Raw genomic sequence first — 24,147 nt, 5'->3', positions numbered from 1 at the left:
TTTTCTTTTTATTTGATATATTATTTTTAGTTTGACTTATCTTTTTCCCGAGATTATAATACAAAGCAAGTCGATATCACACTTTTACAAATACAGTTGTCACCAATCATACTATTTGAGGAATTTTACAGACATGGATAGAAATAAAAGAATAACGAAACCCAAATATGAAATCATCAAAGAAGCTCTTTTAGAGCGCATCCGCACCGGACAGTTTTCTTCCGATGCCGTGTTCTGCACGGAAAAAATGCTCTCGGAGCAATATGAGGTAAGCCGCATCACAGCAAAGCGGGCGATTGAAGATCTGGAACAGCAGGGAATCCTGTATCGAAAACGCGGCGTCGGAAGCTTTGTCTCGCAGAAAATCCCACCGGTTTCCTCCTCCGCATCAGAAAACGACAGCAAATCAAAAATGGTTTCCCTGCTGCTTCCCTTTGCCACAACACAGGGAAACATTTCGGAAACGATTGGTTCCTTAAGTGCCGCACTGGCGGAAAAAGGATACTTTTTAAGCATTCATATCACCGGCTCTTCCTCTCCGAAGGAACGTACGACACTGGAACTGCTCCGTTCTCAGAACATCGCCGGACTTGTCTACTATCCCAAGCGTGACAATATCCACCTGGAACAGTTAAACGATTTCCTGTTTGCAAACCGCCCGGTTGTCATCATCGACAAGCAGACCGACTGTCCGTATTTAAACAATGTTGTCTGCGACAATTACGATGGCGGACGGCAGCTCACCCGTCACCTCCTGGAACAGGGGCATCGCAACATCGCCTTTTTCACAACAGCTCCCCTTTCCGAAACCTCGTCGGTCCGTGATCGTTTCGGCGGATTTTTGCACGAAATGAAAGCTGCCGGAATCATGCCCGATTCCCGGCAGCTTATCACCTGGCCACATGCACTTTCTACAGAAGATGCCCTTTCAACAGAAATCACACCTTTTCAACAGCAGCTCCTTACCCTGCGGCAAAATGGAATTACTGCACTTCTCGCAGAAAATGATCAGGTTGCCGAACTCATCTTTCTCGCCTGCCGTACCATTGGCCTTAGGATTCCGGAAGATCTCTGCCTCTGTGGTTTTGATGACACGAGTCTCAGCCGGAGTCTTGAAATTACCTCTATTCATCAGGACTTTGAAAGCATCGGACGGGAAGCCAGCCGGATTCTCCTTTCCGCACTGGAAAACCCTGCGGCGGAACCGGAAAAAATTGTACTGCCGGTGACACTTGTTCCCCGGGCATCCTCGCTTCGAATGATAAAAACAGAATCATAAAACCAGATCATTTTTCATCTGAATTTTCTTCCAGAAATTTTCGGATCTTCTCTGGCGGCAGCAATGCATAAATACTTTTATGGAATGTTGCCGCCACTTCCAGTTCTCCGTAATATCCTGTACGCACATCACAATTTCCCTGGAATGCCTCCCGCAGTGTCGCATTCAGCGCTGCTCCCTCATCACTGTCCATAAAATCTTTCAGCATCCGGCAGCAGGTGTGCGTGTTTTCATAATAGCGGCGGTATGCCGGATGAAATTCCCGCATCCATCCGCTCACGGATACACAGAACAACGCCGTCGGATGGATCACCGGCTGATAAAGAAGACGCCATTTTTCCTGCTGTACTGGATCTGCCGCAAACGCAAGCAAAGAAACTTTCAGCTCTTCCACAAAACCAGGATAATCTCCCTCCGTCAGAGAAATAATTTTCTGATTGCGCAGATACTGGTTGATGTTCGTCGCATCAATCTGCTCCGGAGAAATGTACTGTAAATAACGGGACATCATTTTCAAATCCGTACCTGCGTGCTCAATCGTATGCTGTGTGATTTTCTGCCACAAAAACTGCTGATATTCCGTAACCGGCGTATCCAGATATGCCATCCACAAATACTGTGCCAGCAGCCGGGCATCCCGGGATTCCATCTGATTCCGGGTAGGATCTTCCGGGCAAAAATCGGTATCTGCAAGCATCCCCGCAAGCTGATCAAGCGACTGGCACACAGGAAGCTGTCCGCTCAGACGATCCATTTCGCTGATCGTCTGCTGAATGGTAAGCATCTGCGACTGGAGTGCATTCAGCTGTTTATGCAGATAAAATGGTGTTGTGCGCGGCTTGTGAAGAATCGCGCGGATATCCGCCAGTGAAAGTCCTGCCTCGCGCAGCTTGCGGATGATAAAAAGTTTTTGAATATCTGCTTCTGAAAAATCATGGTAACCGTTATGTTCATCAACAACAGGCGAGATCATCTTCTGATCGATATAATAATAAACCGTCCTCCTGGACAATCCTGTTTTTTTGATTACTTCCTGAATTCTCATTGTTGCACCCCGTTTTTCCTTTTGTCCAGTCATTCCCCCGCATTCTGACCGTTTCTCTTTTTTTCACTCTTTTTCTTTCTGTTTTTCCGCTTTTTTTCGTTTTGATTTTATAAAAGCATACACCTGGTGTATACTTTTGTTTCCTATTATATCCTGTTTTCCCTCAAAAAGCCACGTAACAATTCTCTTTTTCCATAGAAATCTTCTGCTTTTGAGAAAAGAATGCTGTTTATTTCTGAAAAAATTTGCATTGACTGTCCACCAACGATATCCCGTATAGTAAAGGAAAGGATTTGCAACAAAATTTAAGAGAAAGGAAATATCCCGTTTTTTGTATTCTCCAAAACGAATCGTCATTCAAAGTCAAATGATTTTTCATGCAAAATTCATTTTTCTCCGAATCGTTAAAAAATAAAAACTACAGCCTGCATAATCAGTTTTCATTGATATAAAAAAACGGGATCGGGTGAATGGTATGATGTTAAAAGATAAAGTTGCAATTGTTACCGGCGGAACCAGAGGAATCGGCTATGCCATTGTGCACAAATTTCTGCAGAACGGCGCGAAAGTCGTCCTGTTCGGATCCCGGGAAGAGACCGTTGCAAAAGCGGTTGCATCTTTAAAAGAAGAAAACCCGGACTGGGAAGTTTCCGGTGCATGGCCAAAGCTGACCGATGCAGCTGCCATGGTAGATGAGATCAACAAAGTCAAAGAAAAATACGGCAAAATCGATATTCTTGTGAACAACGCCGGTGTCTCAGACAGTACACCAATTGACAAGTATACCGCAGAGCGCTTTGCCAGTGTCATGGATCTAAATGTCAACGCCATGATGAACGGCATCCTTCCAACCGTTGCTATTATGAAAGAACAGGGCGGCGGCTGTATTTTAAATACCAGCTCAATGGTCAGCATCTGCGGCCAGCCGGGCGGCGTTGCCTATCCATCCAGTAAATATGCGGTCAACGGTCTGACCTGGTCCCTCGCACGGGAACTTGGTCCTTTCCATATCCGTGTAAACGCGGTTGCACCTGGCATCACCCGTACCGATATGGTTGCCGCACTTCCAAAAGAAATGATTGATCCACTCATCAACCGCATTCCTCTTCGAAGAATTGGTGAGGCAGAAGACATTGCAAACGCATTCCTCTTCCTGGCAAGCGATATGGCTTCGTATGTAACCGGAGAAATTCTTTCCGTGGATGGTGCGATGAGATCCTGATTTATTTTTCATCCAGTTGTACACCATTTTCTGATTTTGAGGTTATCTGCGTAAAATCTATAGTTTTATAATAGGAAAAATCCTGCAAGACGTTAAACTATCTCTCAACCTTCCGCTTTTCATTTTGAAGATTGGGAGGCCGTTCATGTCCCACAGGATTTTTTCCTATATAGCAGCAGATATTCTCAATCCGATTCGCTGCTTATTGTTTTTCACCATGGAAGCAAGGGACTTCCTTGATTTGGTTAAATCATATTTGGAAACTTCTAAAGTGTCAGTCGACGTAGTTAGAAAAACAGCATCACCAGCCCCAGCGCACAGAGCAAAATTCCCGTCACGCGGTTCAGCATTTTCACATTTGCCCCGTTGGCCCATTTCGCTCCAATCTGTGCAAAGACCAGGGTACTGATGACACAGGCAATCAGAATTGGAATGTCCGGCGCGCCGCCGATATAAAAATGGGAGATCGCACCGGTCAGAGCTGTAAAGGTCATAATAAAGACGCTCGTTCCAACTGCTGTTTTCAGTTCATATCCGAGCACGCTGGTCAGCACCAGAAGCAGCATCATGCCACCGCCTGCTCCGACAAATCCACAGATAAATCCAATCACAACACCGCAGAGAATCGACTGCTGGATTTTCTGTTTTTCTGATTTATTTGCCTGTACTTCTTTCGTCGTCATGATCGGACGGATGATAAATTTCAGTCCGACAAACAGTGTCATCACTTTCGAAAATCCGCCCATGGTTCCATTTGGCACAAGCGAAGATACGAAGCTGCCGACCAGTGTAAAAATCAGAACAGATATCAGCATAATCACGCCATGGCGGATATCAATGTTTTTATTCTTTTTATAAGTCCAGGCACTTACTCCTGATGCCAACACATCCGATGCCAGCGCAATGCCAATCGCCTGATAAGCCGGCATGTGTAAAAAGGTAATCAGCATCGGTGAAACAACGGCCGCTGCGGAGAGTCCCGCAAGTCCCGTGCCAAGGCCGGCGCCAAGACCAGCCACAATACATACGATAAGTTGTGTTATTGTCATAGTTTTTCTGTCATCCGCTTAGATCCGTTGCACTTTTCCTGTACTTTGCCATTTAGGGGCAGATGACTGTTTTCCTCCTCTTTCTGTTTTTGTTTTGTCTTATTTTTCTATTATGTTCTTCTCTCTGGCTTTCAGCGTTTTTATTTTTCCGTCACGTTCCTCCGAATCAGCTCGCATAATCTGAGAAATTCTTCCCTGTCTTCTCTGGAAATTCCGGAAAACAACGATTCTCCAAACGCTCTCTGGCAATCCTGTCCAAAGCGGATAATTTCTGATGCACTTTCTTCTAGCTTCAAATGCACTTTCTTGCGATCCGCCGCATCTGTTTCTTTTTGAATGTATCCTTTTTCACACAGCTTGTTCACTGCCAGTGAAACATGCGATTTCTGCATTTTCCGCACACGCACAATATCCACTGCAAGATCAAACTGGCTGTTATTCGCAAGAAACAGCAGAACATCCACTTCCGCAGCTGACAGATCATAACGCACCATGACCTTTTTTCGGTACTGGTTGTATTTTCGTTCTACCTCCACTGCAAATTGCCATTGTTCATCAAACATACTTTTTCACCTTCTTTTTTAACTTGATATTCTTATTTGTTCTATTTTGAACTTTTTTGTATAATAGTTCTTTTTTGAACATTTGTCAAGGAGTGCACACGGAAAACGTTCGAACTTATAAATCTAAAGTATTTTTATAAAGTGCAGAAAATTATATTCTTGACTCTATAATTATTGTAGGGTTTACTATAATCGTAATATTCTACAACAGGAGGTTTCCCTATCATGGAACGAAACTTAACAACCGGCAGTATCTGGAAAAATATTTTCTATTTTTCGCTGCCTTATCTCTTATCGTATTTTCTGCAGACGCTCTACGGCATGGCAGATCTTTTCATCATCGGACAGTTTGAAGGCGCGGCCGGTACAACAGCCGTTTCCATCGGCAGTCAGGTTATGCATATGATTACCGTTATCATCGTGGGACTTGCCATGGGAACGACTGTCAGCATCGCGCAGGCCGTCGGCGCAAAAGATAAAAAGCAGGCATCACGCTGCACAGGAAATACCATCACTTTATTTCTCGGTGTTTCCGTCGTGCTGATGGTAATCCTGCTTCTTCTGGTAAAACCGATCGTACTTGTGATGTCCACACCATCCGAAGCCGTTTCCGGCACCGTCGCTTATCTGACGATCTGTTTCATTGGTATTCCATTTATCACCGCGTATAATATCATCAGTTCCATCTTCCGTGGACTTGGTGATTCGAAAAGCCCGATGTACTTCATCGCAGTCGCATGTGCGGCCAATATCACACTCGACTATCTCTTTATGGGCGCCCTGCATCTTGGTCCATCCGGTGCCGCGCTTGGAACCACGCTTTCCCAGACACTCAGCGTCATTCTGGCACTGATTGCGATCCGCAAACGTGATACCGGCATCCGTCTTACCCGGTCGGATCTCTCCCCTCAGACAGCTGTGATGGGACAGATTCTTAAAATCGGTGTTCCGATCGCCCTGCAGGATGGTTTTATTCAGATCGCCTTTATCATCATTACCATCATCGCTAACCGGCGCGGTCTGGAAGCAGCGGCTGCAGTCGGTATTGTAGAGAAAATCATCAGCTTCCTGTTCCTGATTCCATCTTCCATGCTTTCCACTGTTTCGGCGCTCGGCGCGCAGAACATCGGTGCTGGAAAGCAGAAGCGTGCCGAACAGACCATGTGGTGTGCTGCACTGATTACTGTCGTTTTCGGACTGATCGTCGTTATTACGATTCAGTTTATTTCCGTTCCTGTGGTCGGTCTTTTCACAACAGATGCGGAGGTTGCACGCCTCGGCGGTCAGTATATCCGCGGTTATATCTGGGACTGCATTTTTGCTGGAGTCCACTTCACCTTCAGCGGCTATTTCTGTGCCTGCGGACGGTCGGAATTTTCCTTCCTGCACAATATCATTGCCATTCTGCTTGTCAGAATCCCCGGTGTGTATCTGACTTCCATCTGGTTCCCGGACACGCTGTTCCCGATGGGCATTGCAACGGCATGCGGATCTCTGACCTCTATTATTATCTGCCTGCTGGTGTTCCGGTACTTAAAGAAGAAACCGATTCGTACTGCTGCATAAATTTTCTTTGGAGATATCTTTATGACAGACGATCGCAGGAAATCACCTTAATTGACAACGGAATGACAAGCGATCCGGAAAAATTTGTAACAGAAATCCGAATCCCGATTCGACCTTCGGATTCTTTTTAAAAACAACAACCGGGAATATCTGATTTTTTGATTTCAGATATCCCCGGTTGTTGTTTTCTTTTGTTTTTTTCGGCCTTTTCTACCACACCGGCTTCTGCAGGCAGAACGGCAGTTCCAGTCCATTTTCCTCGAGAAGTTCCTGGTTCGTCAAAATTTCTTTTGCATCTCCATCGCAGACAATGCGCCCGCCGGACATCAGAATCACGCGACTGCACGTTTCCAGAATCATGTCGAGATCGTGCGATGCGATGATTTTCAGATGTTCAAAATCGTTCAGAATGTGGATCAGTGATCTGCGGTTTCTTGGATCGAGTGCAATCGATGGCTCGTCCATCAGGATAATATCCGGTGTCATAGCGAGAATCGTCGCGATGGATGCCATCTTTTTTTCTCCGCCCGACATTTTGTAAATTTGTTTGTCCCGCAGATGCTCGATGTGAATCTGTTTCAGTGCATGGTTTACACGTTTTTCCACCTCTTCCTCCGGCAGCCCGTAATTTCGCGGAGCAAATGCAACATCCTCAAATACCGTCGACATGAAAAGCTGGCTGTCGGAATCCTGGAAGACATAGCCGATTTTTTCGCGCACTTTAGGAAGCATCTCTTTTACAACCGGCATTTCCTCCACACGGATGCTGCCCTCGTAGTCCAGATTCAGTCCCACCAGAAGTTTCAGCAGCGTCGATTTTCCAACACCGTTCGCGCCGATCAGTCCGATGCTGTCATTTTCGTGTGCAGTAAACGTGATGTCCTGCAGAATCGGGACTGATTTTTCGTAAGAATAATTAACATGTTCAAAATTGATGTGAATATGGCTCATTTTTGATATCTCCCGACAATTCTTTTCTCTTCCCGCGTGCAGGCAACTGCACCAGGTTGCTTTTCTACTTCTTCCGACTTGTTGCAAATAGATGTCTTCCCACGCAGCGCTTCATCCCGTTACTTTCAGTACGGCAAAAAGTACAAGCCACACACCCATATACAGCCAGTCCTTCGCTTTGCACGGCTCCTTCGCTGTATAGTAAAATTCCCCCTGATAGCCACGCAAAGTCATGCTTTCATACACCTCATTTGCGCGGTCCATGCTGCGCAGAAGCAGCTGGCCGGCCAGTGTTCCCCATACCTTGAAATGAACACCCTTCTGATTCGGCGCGCGCAGACTGTACGCCTGGGTCATGCGGTTTGCCTCCTCGAGAAGCACCGTGACATAGCGGTACGTCAGCAGCACCTGTGTCACCAGAATGGCAGGGATATGAAGCAGACGCAGTGCATAACAGATTTTCTCGATGGATGTTGTCGCAATCAGAAGATACGCCGCCAGTACGCTGTAAATACCTTTGATCATCAGCGTCACCATGGAAAGCATCCCTGCTGTCAGCGGAGCAGTACCAATATGCCCGATTACCTGACGGTCAAAGATCGGATTGAACAGCCCCACAAAACAGACGAGCGGCAGAACAATCCGAAGCCGCCGGATGCTGTCGCTTAACGAAATTTCGCCGACAATAAAGAGCACAATCGGATAAATTCCCATGCGCAGCAGGCCGGTCAGATCGTACTTTGGAAAGGACATCGTTACGGTCAGAAAAACAATCGTCAAAACGAGTTTAACCAGTGGATGAATTTTGTTCACCCACTGGTCTTTCGCCGCAAGCATGTCCATATGATGAATTTCATATAATGCATTGCCAAGTTTATTCATTTTTCTCCTGTTCCGTACAGCTTATGACTTTTTCTTTTTAAAGAAGCGGAATGCATAGCATGCACCGACACAGACAACAAGAACGACTGCGGATCCCGCAATTCCGGAAAAACTGGTTCCAAACGTGGAATCAGAATTTTTAAAACCATAATCCGGCAGAAGTGCCGTTTTTTCCTGAATCTCTTCCGCCGCTGCATGTGCGCCGGTTCCGTTATTTTCCAGTTCCGTCGAACCGGTCAGACGCTCCATGGACCACTCAAGTCCATCCGGATTGGAGGATGCCGCAAGAGAAACGGCTCCGCCGATCACCAGTGCTGCGATGCCTAAGATCGCAATTGTCTTCTTGAAAGAAAAGCGGCTCTTTGTTCTTTCTTCGCTGCATGAAAGCATCTCCGGGCGCGCTTCATAGACGAACAGCAGAACGGCCGCTGTAATCAGGCCTTCCACAAGACCAATCGCGAGATGAATCGGCTGCATTGTTGCCACAAATACAGAAAACGGCAGATCCGTTATCCCGGATGCGAGCGTTTCCAGCGCCACACTGAAAGCGCCAAGCTGCAGGGTCACCACACAGCCGAGAATCGAAGCGCCGGCAATTTTTCCCCGTGACATTCCCTTTTTCATCATTGGACGCCAGAACAGGAAATATCCAAGAAAACACCCGTAAAACGCCATGTTCCAGATGTTGCACCCGAGTGCCAGAAGTCCGCCATCCGCGAACAGCAGACACTGAATCAGCAGCACACCGATCATCGTCAGGAATGCGGCGTACGGTCCAAGCAGTGCCGTCAGCATCATACCGCCGCAGAGATGGCCGCTCGAACCCGTGCCTGGAATGGTAAAATTAATCATCTGCGCCGCAAAGACGAATGCACCCATAACTCCCATCACCGGGATTTTTTTCGGGTCGCTCTCCAGGCGCACTTTTTTCACAGAAAAACCAGCTGCTCCGCCGGAACAGACATACATTGTTGCAGCCACTGCAGGCGCAACCAGCGCATCAGCCATATGCATAATGTTCTCCTCCTTTTTGTTTTCTGTTTTTTTCTTTTTTTTACTTTACTACGCTAAAATTCGTCCTGCAAGCCCCCGTGGGGGTTATTTTTTCAGATTTTTTTACGATTCTTTTTGTTCACTTTTACCGATTTTTTATGAACATTTTGTTTAAATTTAAAGGGTGACTTTTTAACATTTATATGGTATTCTATAGACAACACAGACGGATATCCCGGTGTCGGGATTCCGTACACACACTATCTCGAGGACAGGATTCCTGTCCGATCCGCGGCCGCCTGCACATCATCGGGTCGCCGCGGTTTTTTCTACAGAAAAAAGCCCTCCGGGCAGGATTCTTTCTTAATTGTAGTGCCAAAACCGGTTCTTTACGGGTTCTGGCTGTATTTTCGAGTATTGGTGTGAATTTCATCTTGACGAGAAGGAGACTCTCTTATGAGCACAGAGAACTTAGAACACGAAGATCAAAACAGAACACCGGAACCGACCATTGATATCCGGAGCAATGAAGCACCCGCTGATCCGGAACAGGAAATTGTTTCCCAGGGTGTTCACAACTACAGCGCCGCTGAAACGTATGTGCGTCCGACCGATCCGGCCATTCTGCAGCAGCTTGAGTGGTTCCAGGACCAGAAACTGGCACTGATGATGCATTTCGGTCTGTACTGCCAACCGGGTATGGTTGCTTCCTGGGCATTAAGTGACAAGGATTCTGACTGGTCCCGCCACCAGGTAAACTGGGCAGACGGAGAAACGTTCAAAAAACAGTATTTTAATCTGAACCGTTCGTTCAACCCAGTCCGCTTCCAGCCGGAGGAGTGGGCACAGATGGCAGAGGACTGCGGGTTCCGATATCTGATTCTGACCACAAAGCATCACGACGGATTCTGCCTCTGGGATACGAAATATACCGATTATAAGACAACCGCAGAGGACTGCCCGTTCCATGAGCACAAAAATGCGGATATCGTGAAATCCATGTTTGATGCATTCCGTGAGAAAGGCATCGGCATCGGTGCTTACTTTTCCAAAGCAGACTGGCACTGCCCGGACTACTGGAATGAGAAGCTTAGAAAAGACGGCATGACATCCCGCGGACCATCCTACGATCCGAAGGAGTACCCGGAAGTGTGGAACCGTTTTAAAGAATATACAAAGAATCAGGTGCTGGAGCTCTGCGAGAATTACGGCAAGCTGGATATTCTCTGGTTCGATGCCGGCTGGGTGTGCGAGCATAACGGACAGGATATTGATCTTGGCGACATCGTTGACGAAGCGCGTAAGATTCAGCCATGGGTTCTCTCCGTTGACCGTACGATCGGCGGCGCTTATGAGAACTACGTTACCCCGGAGCTCTGCATTCCGGAAGAGCCGCTCGGTGTTCCGTGGGAGAGCTGCCTGACACTCGGCGTAGACTTTACGTACGAATACGGCGATCACTACAAATCTCCACGTGAACTTGTCGGCCTGCTTGTCAACATCGTTGCCAAAGGCGGAAACATGGCACTGAACGTCAGCCCGCAGCCAGACGGCCGCATCCCGGTCGACGCCTGGGACAGCCTGAACGGCTTTGGACAGTGGATGAAAACATACGGCGACGCCATCTACGGAACCCGCATCTGCGCACCGTACCAGAGCGGAACCCTTTCGTTCACACAGAAGGGTGACTCCGTGTATGTATTCCGGCTGTATCCGACGGTGCAGGAATCGGTAGAGGCTGAGATTTTCGTGCCGTATACAGAAGAGAAGATTTCTGAGATCTGCATGGTGGAGAATGGGGAAACGGTTGCTTTCAGAGAAGTGGAAGGCGGACTTTGCATCACCGTTCCGGCAGGATACCGAAGAGGCTCAGCACCGATTGCGTTGGTGTTTGAGATGAAGAAAGAGCGGTAAATCAACAAGTGTAAAATTTTCCTTGATCCATTTAGGTCGGCTGGACTAGTCATTGATACGCCTAACGTCAAAACAGTTCAAGTGCATTTCTGCACCTGAACTGTTTTTCTGCTTTTTCAATATAATTGAAAAAACTATATTCATTTAAGAAGTTGAATCTTCCCTATATGGTAATATTCTCAGAATTTCATCTGTCTGCATGTTCTGACACCGTTGACGTAAATATCATTTGCCAGTTCTGTGACTAGCCGCATATCCTGCCAGGTTTCACACTTGTTCCCCATAAAAGTAATGTTATCAAAATGGACATCATGAACACGTACTTCTTCTGTCGGTGTCTGGTACCCCCGGATCACGGAAACCGGGATATCTCCGTTCAGCACCTGGATATTGTCAAAATAGATATCATTAATCTCTCCTTTGGCAAGCTGTTCCGTATATTTGCAAAGCAAAACCTTAATATCGAACAGTTTCTGTTCTGCCTGCTCTACTCTGATATTTTTATAATGTATATCATGAACATGACCGCCATCTGCCTGATGGATGGAAATCGCCGCACCACCCATGTTTCCTTCATACTGGCAGTGTATGATGTCACAGTCTTCAAATACCAGGTCGTGGATTTCGCTCTGGAGGGCATAACCAAGCTCTATGGCATTACCGGGTTCTGCATTCCAGATTACGTTATTGTGAACACGCACTTTTGTTACATCACGTACCGTTGACGGATCTTCAAACAATCTTTGGGATTTGATGCAGATACTGTCGTCTGTGGAACGGATAAAGCAATTTTTCACCTCTACATCCTGGCTGCTCGTAATATCAATACCGTCTCCCGTTACAATCCTCGACATAATATTCATATTATCAATCACAACATGGTCACACGCCGCAGGAACTACATGCCAGGAAGGTCCGTCTACAGCCGTAAAGCCTTTTAAGAGTACATTATTACACCACTTGGTATAGATAAAGAAACGGTGTGCATTACTGTCCGGCAGATGCCAGCAGGCTCCGTTGATAATTCCGTTTCCTACAATGGAAATATTGTCACAATGGTCTGCATATACACACCCTGATACAACAGCACCTTCCTCAATATAAACCGTATCATTGGACTTTAAGGTAAGAACTCCTACATTATATACCTTGCCCTTTTCAAAGCAGATGGTGGTATCTGCCGGTTTCTCAATCCTGTGCGAGCAAAGTACAAACAATGCATCATGAAGACCACCATCTGTTTCTACAGTAAACTTTCTCGGCTCATCAAGATGGATATGGACTGTTTCTCCTTTTACAGAAGGAACTATGCCAAAGCTGGACGGACGGATTTCAAGTTTTTCATATGATGCATGGATTGAAATCTCCAGATCATACGCTTCGTTATCTACTACTACAACATAGTCAAACGAATCTGTATGGTATACCACTCGCTCTGTTCCATTGCAGGTAACACTGTATTTTGCTGATTTTTCCAATTCATCTACAGAATTTAAAATAAATCTCGGTTCCTTGACCGGGTCCGGATTAGGATAATAAATCAAATCATTTTTAAAATCCTTCATGTCTCTTTTCCCTCCTATGCTCGTATAATGTTCTCAGAAACAAGGTGGTCACTACTGTTTCCAATACTGATACGCAGTTTCATTCCGCTGCTGACGGTTTCCATGTTTTTGCCATAATATGAAAATTCTTCCTGGTCAATCAAGAAATCTACATCCTTCTTTTCCCCCGGCTCCAGGAAAACCTTCCGGAAACGGACAAGTTCTTTCTTTGGACGTACTACAGATGCATATAATGTTTCATAATAACACTGGACTACTTCTGTTCCCGCAACATTCCCTGTATTGCACACATTACAATGTATATGTACTTTTTTATCCTGTCCTGTCTGCACATCAATGTCCGAAATATCAAACTCTGTATAGGACAATCCATAGCCAAATGGATATAACGGCGTATTTGGGATATCCATATATCTGCTGGTGAAACGATTTTCTGAATTATCTTCTGTAAATATATGCCCGGTTTTTACATCCCAGTAGCTTATGGGCACCTGTCCCACACACCATGGGATACTCACAGCTAATTTGCCGGAAGGGTTTATTCTGCCATACACAAGATCTATGATTACTTCAGCTCCCATAGTGCCGGGTCTCCATGCCATAATGACAGCCTTGGATCTTTCTGATATCCTCCGCAGGTCCAATGGTCTTCCTGTAATTACCACAGTCACAATATTACTTGTACGTTCTGCTATTTTTTCAAATAACACCTGCTGTTCTTCCGGCAAAGTCAGGAATGCCCTGCTGGCAGCCTCTCCTGACTGGGACTCATGTTCCCCAAGTACACATACAACCGTATCTTCATGGGTTATCGTTTCCAGCCACTGCTCATCCCTTGGCTTGTCAGACACTTCCTGTTCCACCTGCCATACTTTACACTCTTCATCAGAAAGAATATTGCATCCTGTAATACATTCTGCTTCTATCTGCTTTTTTTGTAAAATATCTTCTATTGTTTCAACTGCCTCATGTTCTCCAAAAATTGACCAGCGGCTTAAGAATTCTCTTGACGCTGTATAAGGACCTGCCCAGATAACTTTCTTCTTCATGCTTAATGGCAGCAGCTTTTCATTTTTCAAAAGGACACAGCTTTCGCCAGCCAGCTGATATGCTTTTTCCCGGTTATGCAGAGTAAGTTTTCCACTCTTGCCAAGACCGGCAAACGGATTTTCAAAAAGCCCAAGCTGATTTTTCATCATCAGGACCCGGAATGCACTTTCGTCGATAAATGATTCCGGAATCTGTCCGTTCTTCACCAGTTCCTCCAGTCGGAACATATAAGCAGGACTCATCATATCTATATCCACTCCGGCTTCTATGGCCTGAACCGCCGCTTCATCCATATCGGCTGCCACACCCTGTTCTTCCAGCTGTCCGATGGAACCCCAGTCTGAGATCACTGTACCATCAAATCCTTCTTTATCCCGCAGAAGGTCTCTGAGAAGTTCCTTATTCCCACTGATCGGTTTTCGGTCTATGGCATTAAAAGCGGTCATAACCATAGCAGGTTTTGCCTTCAACGCCATGCGGAAAGGTTTTACATACTGTTCCAGAAATGTTCGCTGGGATATTTCAACATCATTATATTCCCGGCCTGCATTCACTGCTCCATAACCCGCAAAATGCTTCAGGCATGCCGCTATTCCAGTATCATCTTTCTGCTGATAGCCATCTACCATTGCTTTTCCCATGATCCCATTTACATATGGATCTTCTCCAAAGGATTCCATCATCCTTCCCCATCTGGGATCTCTTGAAACATCAATCATAGGAGAAAATGTTGCTCTGAGCCCTTCTGAAGATGCCTCCAAGGCAGCTATAGAAGCCGCCTCAGACACCAGTTCCGGATGAAATGAACACGCCTGCCCCAACGGAATCGGAAAAATCGTCCGACATCCATGGATAACATCTGCCATAAAGAGAAGCGGGATATGATGGGGATGCTGTTCCATATATCTGCTCTGGATATCATAAATTTTATCTTTACCGATCACTCCTAGCACTGAACCGGCATATTGAATGATCCATTCCGGTGGTAACTGTTCGCCAACAACACCGGTAAGCACTGCCTCTTTGTCAAAATATACACCGGTAAGCTGTACCATCTGTCCTATTTTTTCCTGCAAAGACATTTCTGACAGCAATTGCTGTAATTCATGTATTTCCATAAATACTCCTTATGTTCAATCCGTTTATTTCTAATGTTCATTTCTCCAAAGAGCACCTGAGCTGTTTTTCTGCTTTTTCAATATAATTGTATCATGCAAGCGGCCTTACGGTTCCTTCCGTAATTCCATTTTCATTAAACGCATCGACTCTCACATATACCGTTTCGCCTTCGACCAGCGCGCCAATATTCTGCTCCGGCATAAAGGTCATGCAGCTGTGATACAGCTTGTCCGGAGCAAAACCCCAGAGGACGTTGTATCCGACGGCGTCTGTCTGCGGCTCAATGGTGATGCGCATATCCATGGTTCCGGTTCGTTCTGCCTGATACTGCGGTGCGAATGGTTTTTCGCCGTTGCCGAGTCCGAAGACACGAAAGCCGGAGATGCATGGATTCTGATTATACGGTACTTCAAAAACAGTAAGTTTCAGATAGCGGATCTGTACACCCTCTTCTTTTACAACGAAATCGTGTGGCAGATTAGCTTCTGCATCTGATTTGTCTGCCAGGACAAAATAGTTTGTTCCATCGGCGGATGCCTCAAGCAGCCATCTTGTTTTATGCTGGCTCGGGTCGATATATCGTTCTCCCTGACGCTCGCCCGGCAGGGGTACATCGATTTTATCATCCGCAAAATTGATCTGTACGGCGCGGACATCTTTTACCTCACCAAGATCCATCGAAATCCACTCGCCCGGCTGATTTCCGGCGGCGCGCCACCAGGTCTGGATATTTTCATCTGCCGCAAACGACGGTTCTCTGCCTTCTTCAGAGGACGATGCACTCATTGCTTTCTGATAGCTTAAGAGATACCACTCCGGTTTTGCCCATGGATCTTCTTTTGCCTGCTCCACTGCCATCGGCCAGTCGCCGAACTGCTGATTGCAGAACAGAACACCATCTTTGTCGAAGCCTGCCCGCCAGATGCCGACGCGACGCTCCATATCGTGGTTTTTGCTAATCTGCATTGTCGCGGTATGCCACCAGTTTCCATAGCGGTCTTCCATCGTCGAACCGTGGCCTGCACCGCGCAGGAATCCGCCCGGTTTATAGGAATATGGATTGTTCTTTGCCAGACGGAACGGGCCAAGCGGGGAATCACTCTCGTAAACACCGTCACCGTAAACGTTGTATTCCGTTCCCGGGCCGGCATACTGGAGGTAATAGGTTCCGTCATGCTTCGTCATCCATGCGCCCTCGATGAACGGTCTCTGACTGAACATAATTTTGGCAAACCCGATCTGCTCCTCCGTCAGATGATCCGCATCTTTTCCCTGTGCTTTCAGAAATTCTTTGAATTTTTCAACAGCTTCTTCTTCACTCAGTGGCATTTTGGAATGATTTTCTCCGACGCGCTCGTATCCGATTTTTTCCGGCTGACCGTAGATCAGTTCTTTTCTCTCTGTCTTTGGAACCATCGTCTCCGGGTCAAGCTCCACACCCCAGATCGGAGTCACGTTATTGCATCCCCAGTAAAAATAGAGCTTTCCGTCATCATCAAGAAACAGGTTCGGATCCCAGAAATCGAAGGTTCCCGGAATACGCTCAAACGGACCGTTTAAGATATCTTTCGTACGGTAAAAATCGCAGATCGTGCCACGACGGGATGCGCTGAAGTACACGTAATCGCCGATCACACGCACATCCGGCGCATAGTCATACAGCGGCAGGCTCTCCGGCAGCCGGTGGCTCTCCCAGTGCACCATATCCTCCGAAACCCAGACACTTAACGTCATGGACGCAAAAATATAATACTTTCCCTGAAATAAAATCATCGACGGATCGGCGGCCTCGCGGGAAATCTTGTCCTCGCCGCTTCTCATATCCTGAATGAACTGGTAACGGTAATCCATATTTAACGGATTGCAGAAATACTGTTTTTTCATCAAAATTCCTCTTTCCGGACCGTACGTAAAAACCCCTGTTCGTACATCCTTTTTTCTTATGATAGAAAAAGTTTAGCATATCCCGCAAAGAAAGGAAATGTTCTGATTTGACTTTTTTGTTGCACTTTTTGGACTGTTTTTTGTCTCATGTATTGGACAAATTCCTGTCAAAAATAATACTCTTTGATATGCATCTTTATATATGTTGCTTAGCATTTAAACAGCGCAGATCATTAACTGATCTCTAAAGCAAGGGTGAAAAGCCTATTTTTTGAGCTCTCACCCTTGAATATCATAGAACAACGATTTCATTTACAGACTGTTCCACAGTATTCCGGAAAATCTGTTTCTTGCAACTCTCACTCCACAGAACTGATTTTTTATGTCATTTTTGTATCTTTTCCTTCCATTTCTGTATTGTTTCTGTAAAGACATGCTCTTTTTGCTTTTCATCTTCCTGCGCCTCATACTTAGATAGTAAGGAATTAAGTTCCCTGTCCCATATCGAATAAAATCGAACGGTTTTTACTTCTTCCTGTATCGTTTTGATTTGTTTTTGATCTTGTCTCGAAAGACTCCGCATTCGTTTTTCCAGTTCCTTTTTGTAAATAGAAACCCCTTGCGGAAATCTTATATTGCTTGCCTCTCTTCTATCTTCTAACTCTATTCCTTTTCCTGATAAAACTTCTTCACTGTATAGCATTTGTAAAAAGGAGACTGCTTTTAAAGGTTGCTTTGTGTTCTTATTAATTCCTGCATAAAGTGTAACATTTGCAGTGAATCCGCCTTCCTGATTCGGCATTGCAAATACCGTATGAACTGTTTTTTCACCTCCAAGTTCTTCCAAATCATTTAGACTTACTACTCCTGTATCTTTTATTTTCCAGTTTAAAGCTAATGATCTTGTTTTTAATGCTGCTGTTTCATCCAAAACTTTTTTTATTTGCTCTTCCGAATATAGAAGTGTTTTTTTCTTATAATCAACTACCTCACTAAATGTATCAAAAAATTGAACCCCACTTCTTTGCCCTACAATCTGTTGAATTGCTTTTTCTTTTTGTCTGGCTAATTCCAGCCAATTTCTTGATATTTCTGTATTTTCCGGTAAATCCTGTGTTGTAAATGCATATAGAAAATAATCGTATGTCATAGGAAGCAGTATTTGTTCCTCATTAGCCATACCTGCAGACAAAATCCTCTCTTCTAAAATATCTATATCAAAATATTTCATGTATGGTTTCAACGAAAGAAAGGTTCCCTGATACATTTCTTTTTGGGGATCCTCAAAAACAACTGCTCTTTGCTCACTCCAGGTCGGATTCGGCCCTTCTGCGAAAAATACATCCGGCCCTTCTCCCGTCGTAATTTCATTCTGGATCTCCTGTACTTTTTCTTCCGAAGCCTGTTGCCCTGATGGGATTACCATTAATTCCACTCCATTATTTTTATATATTTTCTTCCAGGCTGCCACTATTTGAAGTACCGTTTTTTTATTTTCTTCATCAACACAAATTTTTAATGGCATTTCCGTTTTCTCAATTTCAATCTTGGCTTGTGTATCTGCATATACCGTTTCTGCATTTAAGCTCCCACTGACTAATGTGATGTTAATCAGAATCAAACCAAAAATTTCTTTCAACCTTTTTCCCATCATTATGCTACCCCCTATGTTTCTATATAGCACAAGGCTATTGCATGACTTCTGTTTTTTTACATATCATACAACAGCCTTGTGTTTTAACCATTAATTATCATATCCGTGACAAATTGTTCTTGTTTCTTTCACATTAGCAGTATTTCCTGCGTTACAATTTAAACATTTTGTAGTTTTTATTCCTGTTCTATACTGCTTCAAATCAGTTCCCCATGCGTGACCATGAGTACATGTAACTGTACCACTGCTTATCCAGCTTCCCCATACGGTTGACGATGTTATTCTTCCTCCACATCTCGGGCAAACTGCAGCATACGGCATAATTTCTTCATACGCAAAAGTATTCTTACTTTCGATAACATCCGCTTTTGTTACATTGGCAGAAAATGTACTGGCCAACATTAAGGTCATTAGAAAAATGGAAATTTTTTTCTTTACCGCTTTCATACTTTTTTCCTTAAAAATTTATTATACCTGTCAACGTACGTTCTACATTTGTATAACAAAAAAATACCATACTTCCTACTTTTTGTCAATCTTTTTCTACATTTGTCTAATTAATCATTATACCCATGGCAGACTATTTTTTCTTGCCTGATCTTTATCTCAAAAAAATTTCCACATTCATTACACCTGATTTTTTCTACTCCATATCTGGCTTTCTGTAAGTCATCTCCCCATGCATATTGATGTGTACATACTACATTTTTTTCATTTTCCCATGCATTCCAAACCACTTCTCCTTGTACCGCAGCTTTGCATTTGGGACAATTTTCTATATGCGATGATGACCATATTTGTCGCGCTATTTGCATTTCCGAAAAACTCAAAATAATTATTCCAAAAAGAAAAACAGTGATATATATTCGAAGTTTTTTTCTTGCTAAAAACACATTGTAAAATCGTTCTTTCAGTATCTTTGTTTCTGATACCATCGAAACAACTCCAGACAATTCTTTTCTCGTTTGTTTTGAAGCCACTTTCAAAATAACATTGCAATAATCTTTCCGTTGTGTCAGATTCATATATTTTGTAACAGTTGCATCACAGACACATTCCATGTCTATATTTGCCATTTTTTGCACCCATAGCATCGGGATACAAAACCAATAAACATCCCTTATAATTTGAAGAAACATTTTATACCATAAATCGTGTTTTTTCTGATGTGTCAATTCATGTAAAAAAATCAAATACCATTCTTCATAGGAGTAATTTTCCGTTTCCAGCATTCCTTGTGGAATCAATATCTTTGTATTTCGTACACCAAACAACATAGGAGAATAAAAATCTTGATTTTCACAGACCCAGATTTCTGTTTTTTTTATTTTACAAACTTCGCTTGCTTTTTTTAGAGCTTCTAATACGGAATTTTTTTGCATCTTTTTACATTCTGCAAATATTCTTTTTTTCCATATTCTATATTGTATTGCGTGAAACAAAAGACATAAAATCATCCCTGCAATCCATATATACAGCAAAAATTTTTCGCCTGACATCCACCCTCGAATTGAAACGTTTCCCATTTTCGTCATGATCGCGGTCTTTTGATTTTGTTCCCCGATATAATATGCCGGCATAGAAATCATAAAAGGATGTTGCCGAAATTTCTCTGTCACACTCCAAAACGGAAAGCACATTTTAAGTGTCAGAAGTATCCAGACTATCTTTCTCCAGTAATGACCGAGCCTTTTCCCCATTATTTTTTGTACAACATATGCCATAAATGCGACTATGCCTATTGAAAGATTCCACTTTATGATAAATGCCATCTGTAACTATATCCTCTACACCACTTTTTCTATTTTTGTCTGTCAATAAATTCCTGCAATTGCTTAACCTCTTTTGAGCTAAGTTTTTCTCCATCATACAGTGCCGATGCGAATTTTGCTAATGACCCTTGAAACATTTTATCTAACATGTTTTTTCCAACCGTGCCTATATAATTTTCTTTTTCTACTAATGGTACATAAAGATTTGATTTCCCGTTCCTCACTTTTTGAATAAATCCTTTTTTTTCCAAACGAGTAAGCAATGTTAAAATGGTACTCGGTGCAACATTTTTCTCTACATTCAATTTTTCTTCAACTTGAAATCGACTGACAGGTTCCTCATATTCCCATATAATCATCATAATTTCCTGTTCTGATTCTGGTAATTTTTTCATTTCTACTCTCCGCTTTTCTCTACTTTGATCAGATTATAGCATATGTTCCAGAAGAATGCACTTCAAAAGCACCGACCAAATGGTCGGTGCCTAAATACTGGTTTCATCAAAAATGGTTCATTTTATACCACACATAAATACGCAAAATATCCTGCATAGCATAAAAGCATAACGACACCACACGTTTTCCGTAATTCCCTGTTCTTGTACGTCCCAATCCATAAAACCAGACCTGCCAGAATTGCGATTCCTGTGTCTACGATAAATTTAGTTTCAAATGGCACCGGACAGATCAGTGCGGCTGTTCCAATTACAAATAAAATGTTAAAAATATTGCTTCCGACAATATTTCCGATTGCAATTCCTGCATTCCCTCTTTTTGCTGCTGTCACAGATGTTACCAGCTCCGGAAGAGATGTTCCAAGAGCAACAATCGTCAGTCCGATAAACCGCTCACTCATTCCAAAGTATCGGGCAATCTCGGTTGCCCCGCTGACGGCAAAATCACTTCCTTTTACAACCAGGATGCCGCCTGCCACCATCAAAAGAAGGCATTTCCAGACAGGATAATTTTTCGCTTCCTCCTCTTCCGGATTTTCCCCTTTTTTCGACATTACAAACAAATAGCCAAGATATACAAGAAACAGTACCCATAAGACTATGCCCTCGGCAAACGTTACTTTTCCTCCTGTGATTCCGCATATCATTAAAACTACCGTAACAAACATCATAAACGGTATTTCATAAAACAAGGTAGACCTTTGTATTGCCACATTTGTTATCAATGCCGTAAGTCCGAGAATAATAAAAATATTCAAGATATTACTTCCAACCACATTTCCTATCGTAATTCCTGCGTTCTGCTGCATCGCTGCAGTAATACTCACAGCAGCCTCCGGCATACTCGTTCCCATTGCAACAATGGTAAGTCCGATAATCAGCTGGGGAATTCCAAACTTTCTTGCTATGCTTGCAGACCCTTCCACAAACCAGTCTGCTCCTTTTACCAGAAAAAGGAAACCCACTATCAAAATTCCTGCCTGTAACATCATACGTATCTTCCTCTCTTTCTTTTGCATCTTTGCAGTAGGTGTTATAGGCACAAAAAAAGAGACTCCTACTGCATCTACAGTAAAAGTCTCGCTATTTAATCACTTTCCGAGTTATTGAATATCAATAGCTGTACTGACGAAGAAGTGAACACGGTTGGCTAGCTACTCCCTTTTATTTTTTCAGTCTATCAAATTTCTTTTTTTTCGTCAACATTTTTTTGTTCCTCAGCTTCCGGAAATGTTTTACAGTCCCTTTTGATTTTCAAAAATCTTTTGTCCGGTTCTGGTTTCATTCCAGATTCATGCACAGACCCCAGTCCTGGTCATTGGCATACGGATCGGCAAAATCGGTTTTCTGGCCGTTGACGGAATACGGATACACGTACGCACAGGTCGCTGTTCCATCCTCAAAGAACATGGACAGCACGCCACGCAGGGAATGCTCACCGCGAATATTATATTCTTCGTTTCCGGTCAGGCGAGCGTAGCGTTTGAAGGTTCGACCGTTTTCTGCACTCCAGTAGTGCGGGAAGGTGTCTCCGAAGACTCTGCGTTTTCCGAACCAGTAGCCGTCCCAATGGCGGATTGCAATTTCATGCAGATGGTAGTCCGGCTGCTGGCCGTCGAAGAGTTCGAGGACGGCGATCTGCTGCTCGGCTCCGCGCAGGTATTTTTCTTCCCCGGTCACCTCGTAAACCTGAAGAATGACTTCGGCCGCCGGCTGTATGATCGATTGCTCGTAATTTACTTCCGAAGCCGGATAAGCCGTTCCAATCTCAATCAGTTGATCAGCATGACATCGAAACAGATCTTTTACTGTTTTCAGATCCTCCTGTTCTCCTGCCTTTTCCAGCTCTTGACAGAGCATCACAATCGGCATTTCAATCGGATAAAAACGGAATCCATCCTGTTCATAAAATTTCTCTGTGATATGAACTGCTGTCTTCAGATCTTCTTTTTCTCCCCACAGCTTCCAGCATTCAAGAAAGAATGTCACTGCCCATGGGTAGTTGTAAAGCCGGAAATAGCTGTTGTCCTTTCCGGAACAGTTGCAAACAAGACCTGTTGCTGCATTTACCAGCTCGCGAAGATAGAATGCATGGTACTCACGAAGGCTTTGCTCCGCTTTTTCCCGGTCTTTTAAAAGATTCTGCTGCAGTGCCCGTGCAATCAGCACACCCATACCGGTACGCTCCCGTCCGGCATTGAAATCGTTTTCCGGCGTGCAGACGAGAATTTTTTCTTCGTTATCATACGGCAGATAGGCACCCTGCAGTTCTTTGATCTTTCCATGATACTGCTGGTGATCGACGATAAACGCACACCGTTTTGCCGCCAGTGTTTCCGGCCGCTCCTGCACGAGAAGACGGCAGGTGGTTTTCACCTCGTCGGCACAGATCGAAAGTACATACTCCCCTGTTTTTTCATTTTCAAACAGATATTCATAAACACCATTTTCCGTCTTTTCCAGCGATGTTCCGTTTACCGTCACTTTTTCCGCCGGAAATACCGGTTCAATGGTTACCTTACTCGTCTCTCCCGGATAAATCACATACTGCTCCGCATCCACCAGAATCACCTGGGAAAATGCTCTTAATTTCTCCCGGAAATCTTCGCGTCCCTGATGCGGAAATACTTTCCACTCCAGCGTCATCGTGTCTCCCGGCGCAAATTCCTGTGCGGACGGGTGCAGCCAGAAGCAGCCTCTGTCATTGCTCTGCAGTTTCAGATCGCGCTCAATACTGTAAGCAGAAAGACTGCCTTTTGTGAGTACCATTCCCAGATGCGGAGCCGCACCGCCCATGCGGAGTGCCATGATATAACTGGTATTTTCCCCGCAGAAAATATGTGCATGGCACCGGTAATCCCGGCAGGTCACACTGTCCGTGTAGCGATCCTGCAACGGAAATGAAACCCCAATACTTCCGGCATTTGTAAAATACGGATGCGCACCGTTGTAAGAAACCACAATCTTCGTTGTCAGCACATCTCCGTCTTTCTCATTCTGCACCTCAGCCGAAAACTCCGGCGGGCATTTCACCTCGGCGTATGGGAAATCCTCCCGCAGCCAGTTCATCTGTTTTGGATCTTTGGAAAATACAATTTCTTTCACGTTCCCAACTCTCATTTTTTATTTCCCCTCGTATTATATAGTAGTAGTTTTTAGAGACCCTCTCCAAGGTCTTTATAAC

The 24,147-nt window shown here is 44.3% G+C and carries 19 protein-coding genes; 4 read left to right on the top strand and 15 right to left on the bottom strand.

From position 1 onward, the window contains the following. The first annotated feature begins 133 nt into the window (after positions 1 to 133). A complete protein-coding gene (locus tag DXB83_RS03730; RefSeq protein ID WP_118697266.1) occupies positions 134 to 1,279 on the top strand; it encodes a substrate-binding domain-containing protein in 1,146 nt (381 codons plus the stop codon). A 7-nt stretch (positions 1,280 to 1,286) separates the two neighbouring features. On the opposite strand, the gene DXB83_RS03725 is transcribed toward DXB83_RS03730, so the two are convergent. Then, entirely contained in the window at positions 1,287 to 2,324 is a 1,038-nt protein-coding gene (locus DXB83_RS03725) for a helix-turn-helix domain-containing protein (RefSeq protein ID WP_158579589.1), read from the bottom strand. A 475-nt stretch (positions 2,325 to 2,799) separates the two neighbouring features. Between DXB83_RS03725 and DXB83_RS03715 the strand changes: the two genes are divergently transcribed. Beyond that, positions 2,800 to 3,546, top strand: coding sequence for an SDR family NAD(P)-dependent oxidoreductase (locus tag DXB83_RS03715; RefSeq protein ID WP_199596439.1), 747 nt, complete (start codon positions 2,800 to 2,802; stop codon positions 3,544 to 3,546). 287 nt (positions 3,547 to 3,833) lie between these two features. On the opposite strand, the gene DXB83_RS03710 is transcribed toward DXB83_RS03715, so the two are convergent. Continuing rightward, entirely contained in the window at positions 3,834 to 4,595 is a 762-nt protein-coding gene (locus tag DXB83_RS03710; protein WP_117510014.1) for a sulfite exporter TauE/SafE family protein, read from the bottom strand. Between the two features lie 140 nt (positions 4,596 to 4,735). Next, the gene (locus DXB83_RS03705) at positions 4,736 to 5,158 is read right to left on the bottom strand and encodes a MarR family winged helix-turn-helix transcriptional regulator (protein WP_055226165.1); all 423 of its coding nucleotides are present in this window, start codon (positions 5,156 to 5,158) and stop codon (positions 4,736 to 4,738) included. A gap of 225 nt (positions 5,159 to 5,383) precedes the next feature. Between DXB83_RS03705 and DXB83_RS03700 the strand changes: the two genes are divergently transcribed. After that, positions 5,384 to 6,724 carry an MATE family efflux transporter gene (locus DXB83_RS03700; RefSeq protein WP_118697265.1) on the top strand — a complete coding sequence of 447 codons (1,341 nt, stop codon included), beginning with the start codon at positions 5,384 to 5,386 and terminating at the stop codon, positions 6,722 to 6,724. Between the two features lie 210 nt (positions 6,725 to 6,934). On the opposite strand, the gene DXB83_RS03695 is transcribed toward DXB83_RS03700, so the two are convergent. The 3 genes from DXB83_RS03695 to DXB83_RS03685 all read right to left on the bottom strand — a co-directional run bounded on the left by DXB83_RS03695 (position 6,935) and on the right by DXB83_RS03685 (position 9,571). After that, positions 6,935 to 7,675: an energy-coupling factor ABC transporter ATP-binding protein gene (locus tag DXB83_RS03695; protein ID WP_118697264.1), complete on the bottom strand. Its 741-nt coding sequence runs from the start codon at positions 7,673 to 7,675 to the stop codon at positions 6,935 to 6,937. A gap of 111 nt (positions 7,676 to 7,786) precedes the next feature. After that, the gene (gene cbiQ / locus DXB83_RS03690) at positions 7,787 to 8,557 is read right to left on the bottom strand and encodes a cobalt ECF transporter T component CbiQ (protein ID WP_118697263.1); all 771 of its coding nucleotides are present in this window, start codon (positions 8,555 to 8,557) and stop codon (positions 7,787 to 7,789) included. 21 nt (positions 8,558 to 8,578) lie between these two features. Further along, complete coding sequence (locus DXB83_RS03685; protein WP_118697262.1) at positions 8,579 to 9,571, bottom strand: energy-coupling factor ABC transporter permease; 993 nt, start codon at positions 9,569 to 9,571, stop codon at positions 8,579 to 8,581. 435 nt (positions 9,572 to 10,006) lie between these two features. Between DXB83_RS03685 and DXB83_RS03680 the strand changes: the two genes are divergently transcribed. Beyond that, on the top strand, positions 10,007 to 11,464 hold the full coding sequence (locus tag DXB83_RS03680; protein ID WP_118697261.1) for an alpha-L-fucosidase: 1,458 nt from the start codon (positions 10,007 to 10,009) through the stop codon (positions 11,462 to 11,464). A gap of 179 nt (positions 11,465 to 11,643) precedes the next feature. On the opposite strand, the gene DXB83_RS03675 is transcribed toward DXB83_RS03680, so the two are convergent. From DXB83_RS03675 to DXB83_RS03635, 9 genes are all read right to left on the bottom strand, one after another. Beyond that, positions 11,644 to 13,029, bottom strand: coding sequence for a glycosyl hydrolase family 28 protein (locus DXB83_RS03675; protein ID WP_118697260.1), 1,386 nt, complete (start codon positions 13,027 to 13,029; stop codon positions 11,644 to 11,646). A 14-nt stretch (positions 13,030 to 13,043) separates the two neighbouring features. After that, positions 13,044 to 15,197, bottom strand: coding sequence for a glycoside hydrolase family 3 N-terminal domain-containing protein (locus DXB83_RS03670; protein WP_118697259.1), 2,154 nt, complete (start codon positions 15,195 to 15,197; stop codon positions 13,044 to 13,046). A gap of 91 nt (positions 15,198 to 15,288) precedes the next feature. Continuing rightward, positions 15,289 to 17,082, bottom strand: a complete 1,794-nt coding sequence (locus DXB83_RS03665) for a family 43 glycosylhydrolase (RefSeq protein ID WP_118697258.1) — start codon at positions 17,080 to 17,082, stop codon at positions 15,289 to 15,291. A gap of 385 nt (positions 17,083 to 17,467) precedes the next feature. Beyond that, positions 17,468 to 18,736 carry an extracellular solute-binding protein gene (locus tag DXB83_RS03660; RefSeq protein WP_118697257.1) on the bottom strand — a complete coding sequence of 423 codons (1,269 nt, stop codon included), beginning with the start codon at positions 18,734 to 18,736 and terminating at the stop codon, positions 17,468 to 17,470. A 90-nt stretch (positions 18,737 to 18,826) separates the two neighbouring features. Continuing rightward, positions 18,827 to 19,183, bottom strand: a complete 357-nt coding sequence (locus DXB83_RS03655) for a hypothetical protein (protein ID WP_055220368.1) — start codon at positions 19,181 to 19,183, stop codon at positions 18,827 to 18,829. 110 nt (positions 19,184 to 19,293) lie between these two features. Next, on the bottom strand, positions 19,294 to 20,508 hold the full coding sequence (locus DXB83_RS03650; protein ID WP_118697256.1) for a M56 family metallopeptidase: 1,215 nt from the start codon (positions 20,506 to 20,508) through the stop codon (positions 19,294 to 19,296). A gap of 29 nt (positions 20,509 to 20,537) precedes the next feature. Next, positions 20,538 to 20,903 (bottom strand): BlaI/MecI/CopY family transcriptional regulator, encoded by a 366-nt coding sequence (locus tag DXB83_RS03645; protein ID WP_022461242.1) that lies wholly within the window; start codon positions 20,901 to 20,903, stop codon positions 20,538 to 20,540. 122 nt (positions 20,904 to 21,025) lie between these two features. Next, positions 21,026 to 21,955, bottom strand: a complete 930-nt coding sequence (locus DXB83_RS03640) for a calcium/sodium antiporter (protein WP_118697255.1) — start codon at positions 21,953 to 21,955, stop codon at positions 21,026 to 21,028. 289 nt (positions 21,956 to 22,244) lie between these two features. Continuing rightward, complete coding sequence (locus DXB83_RS03635; protein ID WP_118697254.1) at positions 22,245 to 24,083, bottom strand: six-hairpin glycosidase; 1,839 nt, start codon at positions 24,081 to 24,083, stop codon at positions 22,245 to 22,247. Between the last annotated feature and the right edge of the window lie 64 nt (positions 24,084 to 24,147).

It is taken from the genome of Blautia sp. OM06-15AC (assembly GCF_003481425.1).
Classification (GTDB): Bacteria; Bacillota; Clostridia; order Lachnospirales; family Lachnospiraceae; genus Fusicatenibacter; species Fusicatenibacter saccharivorans.
This window is presented reverse-complemented; position numbering and strand designations above follow the sequence as displayed.

Coding starts and splice junctions, on each gene's coding strand:
- DXB83_RS03685 (WP_118697262.1), bottom strand. CDS start 9,571: ATGCATATGGCTGATGCGCTGGTTGCGCCTGCAGTGGCTGCAACAATG.
- DXB83_RS03695 (WP_118697264.1), bottom strand. CDS start 7,675: ATGAGCCATATTCACATCAATTTTGAACATGTTAATTATTCTTACGAA.
- DXB83_RS03715 (WP_199596439.1), top strand. CDS start 2,800: ATGATGTTAAAAGATAAAGTTGCAATTGTTACCGGCGGAACCAGAGGA.
- DXB83_RS03705 (WP_055226165.1), bottom strand. CDS start 5,158: ATGTTTGATGAACAATGGCAATTTGCAGTGGAGGTAGAACGAAAATAC.
- DXB83_RS03700 (WP_118697265.1), top strand. CDS start 5,384: ATGGAACGAAACTTAACAACCGGCAGTATCTGGAAAAATATTTTCTAT.
- DXB83_RS03730 (WP_118697266.1), top strand. CDS start 134: ATGGATAGAAATAAAAGAATAACGAAACCCAAATATGAAATCATCAAA.
- DXB83_RS03655 (WP_055220368.1), bottom strand. CDS start 19,183: ATGAAAGCGGTAAAGAAAAAAATTTCCATTTTTCTAATGACCTTAATG.
- DXB83_RS03660 (WP_118697257.1), bottom strand. CDS start 18,736: ATGATGGGAAAAAGGTTGAAAGAAATTTTTGGTTTGATTCTGATTAAC.
- DXB83_RS03670 (WP_118697259.1), bottom strand. CDS start 15,197: ATGGAAATACATGAATTACAGCAATTGCTGTCAGAAATGTCTTTGCAG.
- DXB83_RS03675 (WP_118697260.1), bottom strand. CDS start 13,029: ATGAAGGATTTTAAAAATGATTTGATTTATTATCCTAATCCGGACCCG.
- DXB83_RS03640 (WP_118697255.1), bottom strand. CDS start 21,955: ATGATGTTACAGGCAGGAATTTTGATAGTGGGTTTCCTTTTTCTGGTA.
- DXB83_RS03645 (WP_022461242.1), bottom strand. CDS start 20,903: ATGAAAAAATTACCAGAATCAGAACAGGAAATTATGATGATTATATGG.
- DXB83_RS03680 (WP_118697261.1), top strand. CDS start 10,007: ATGAGCACAGAGAACTTAGAACACGAAGATCAAAACAGAACACCGGAA.
- DXB83_RS03665 (WP_118697258.1), bottom strand. CDS start 17,082: ATGAAAAAACAGTATTTCTGCAATCCGTTAAATATGGATTACCGTTAC.
- DXB83_RS03635 (WP_118697254.1), bottom strand. CDS start 24,083: ATGAGAGTTGGGAACGTGAAAGAAATTGTATTTTCCAAAGATCCAAAA.
- DXB83_RS03725 (WP_158579589.1), bottom strand. CDS start 2,324: ATGAGAATTCAGGAAGTAATCAAAAAAACAGGATTGTCCAGGAGGACG.
- DXB83_RS03650 (WP_118697256.1), bottom strand. CDS start 20,508: ATGGCATTTATCATAAAGTGGAATCTTTCAATAGGCATAGTCGCATTT.
- DXB83_RS03710 (WP_117510014.1), bottom strand. CDS start 4,595: ATGACAATAACACAACTTATCGTATGTATTGTGGCTGGTCTTGGCGCC.
- cbiQ (WP_118697263.1), bottom strand. CDS start 8,557: ATGAATAAACTTGGCAATGCATTATATGAAATTCATCATATGGACATG.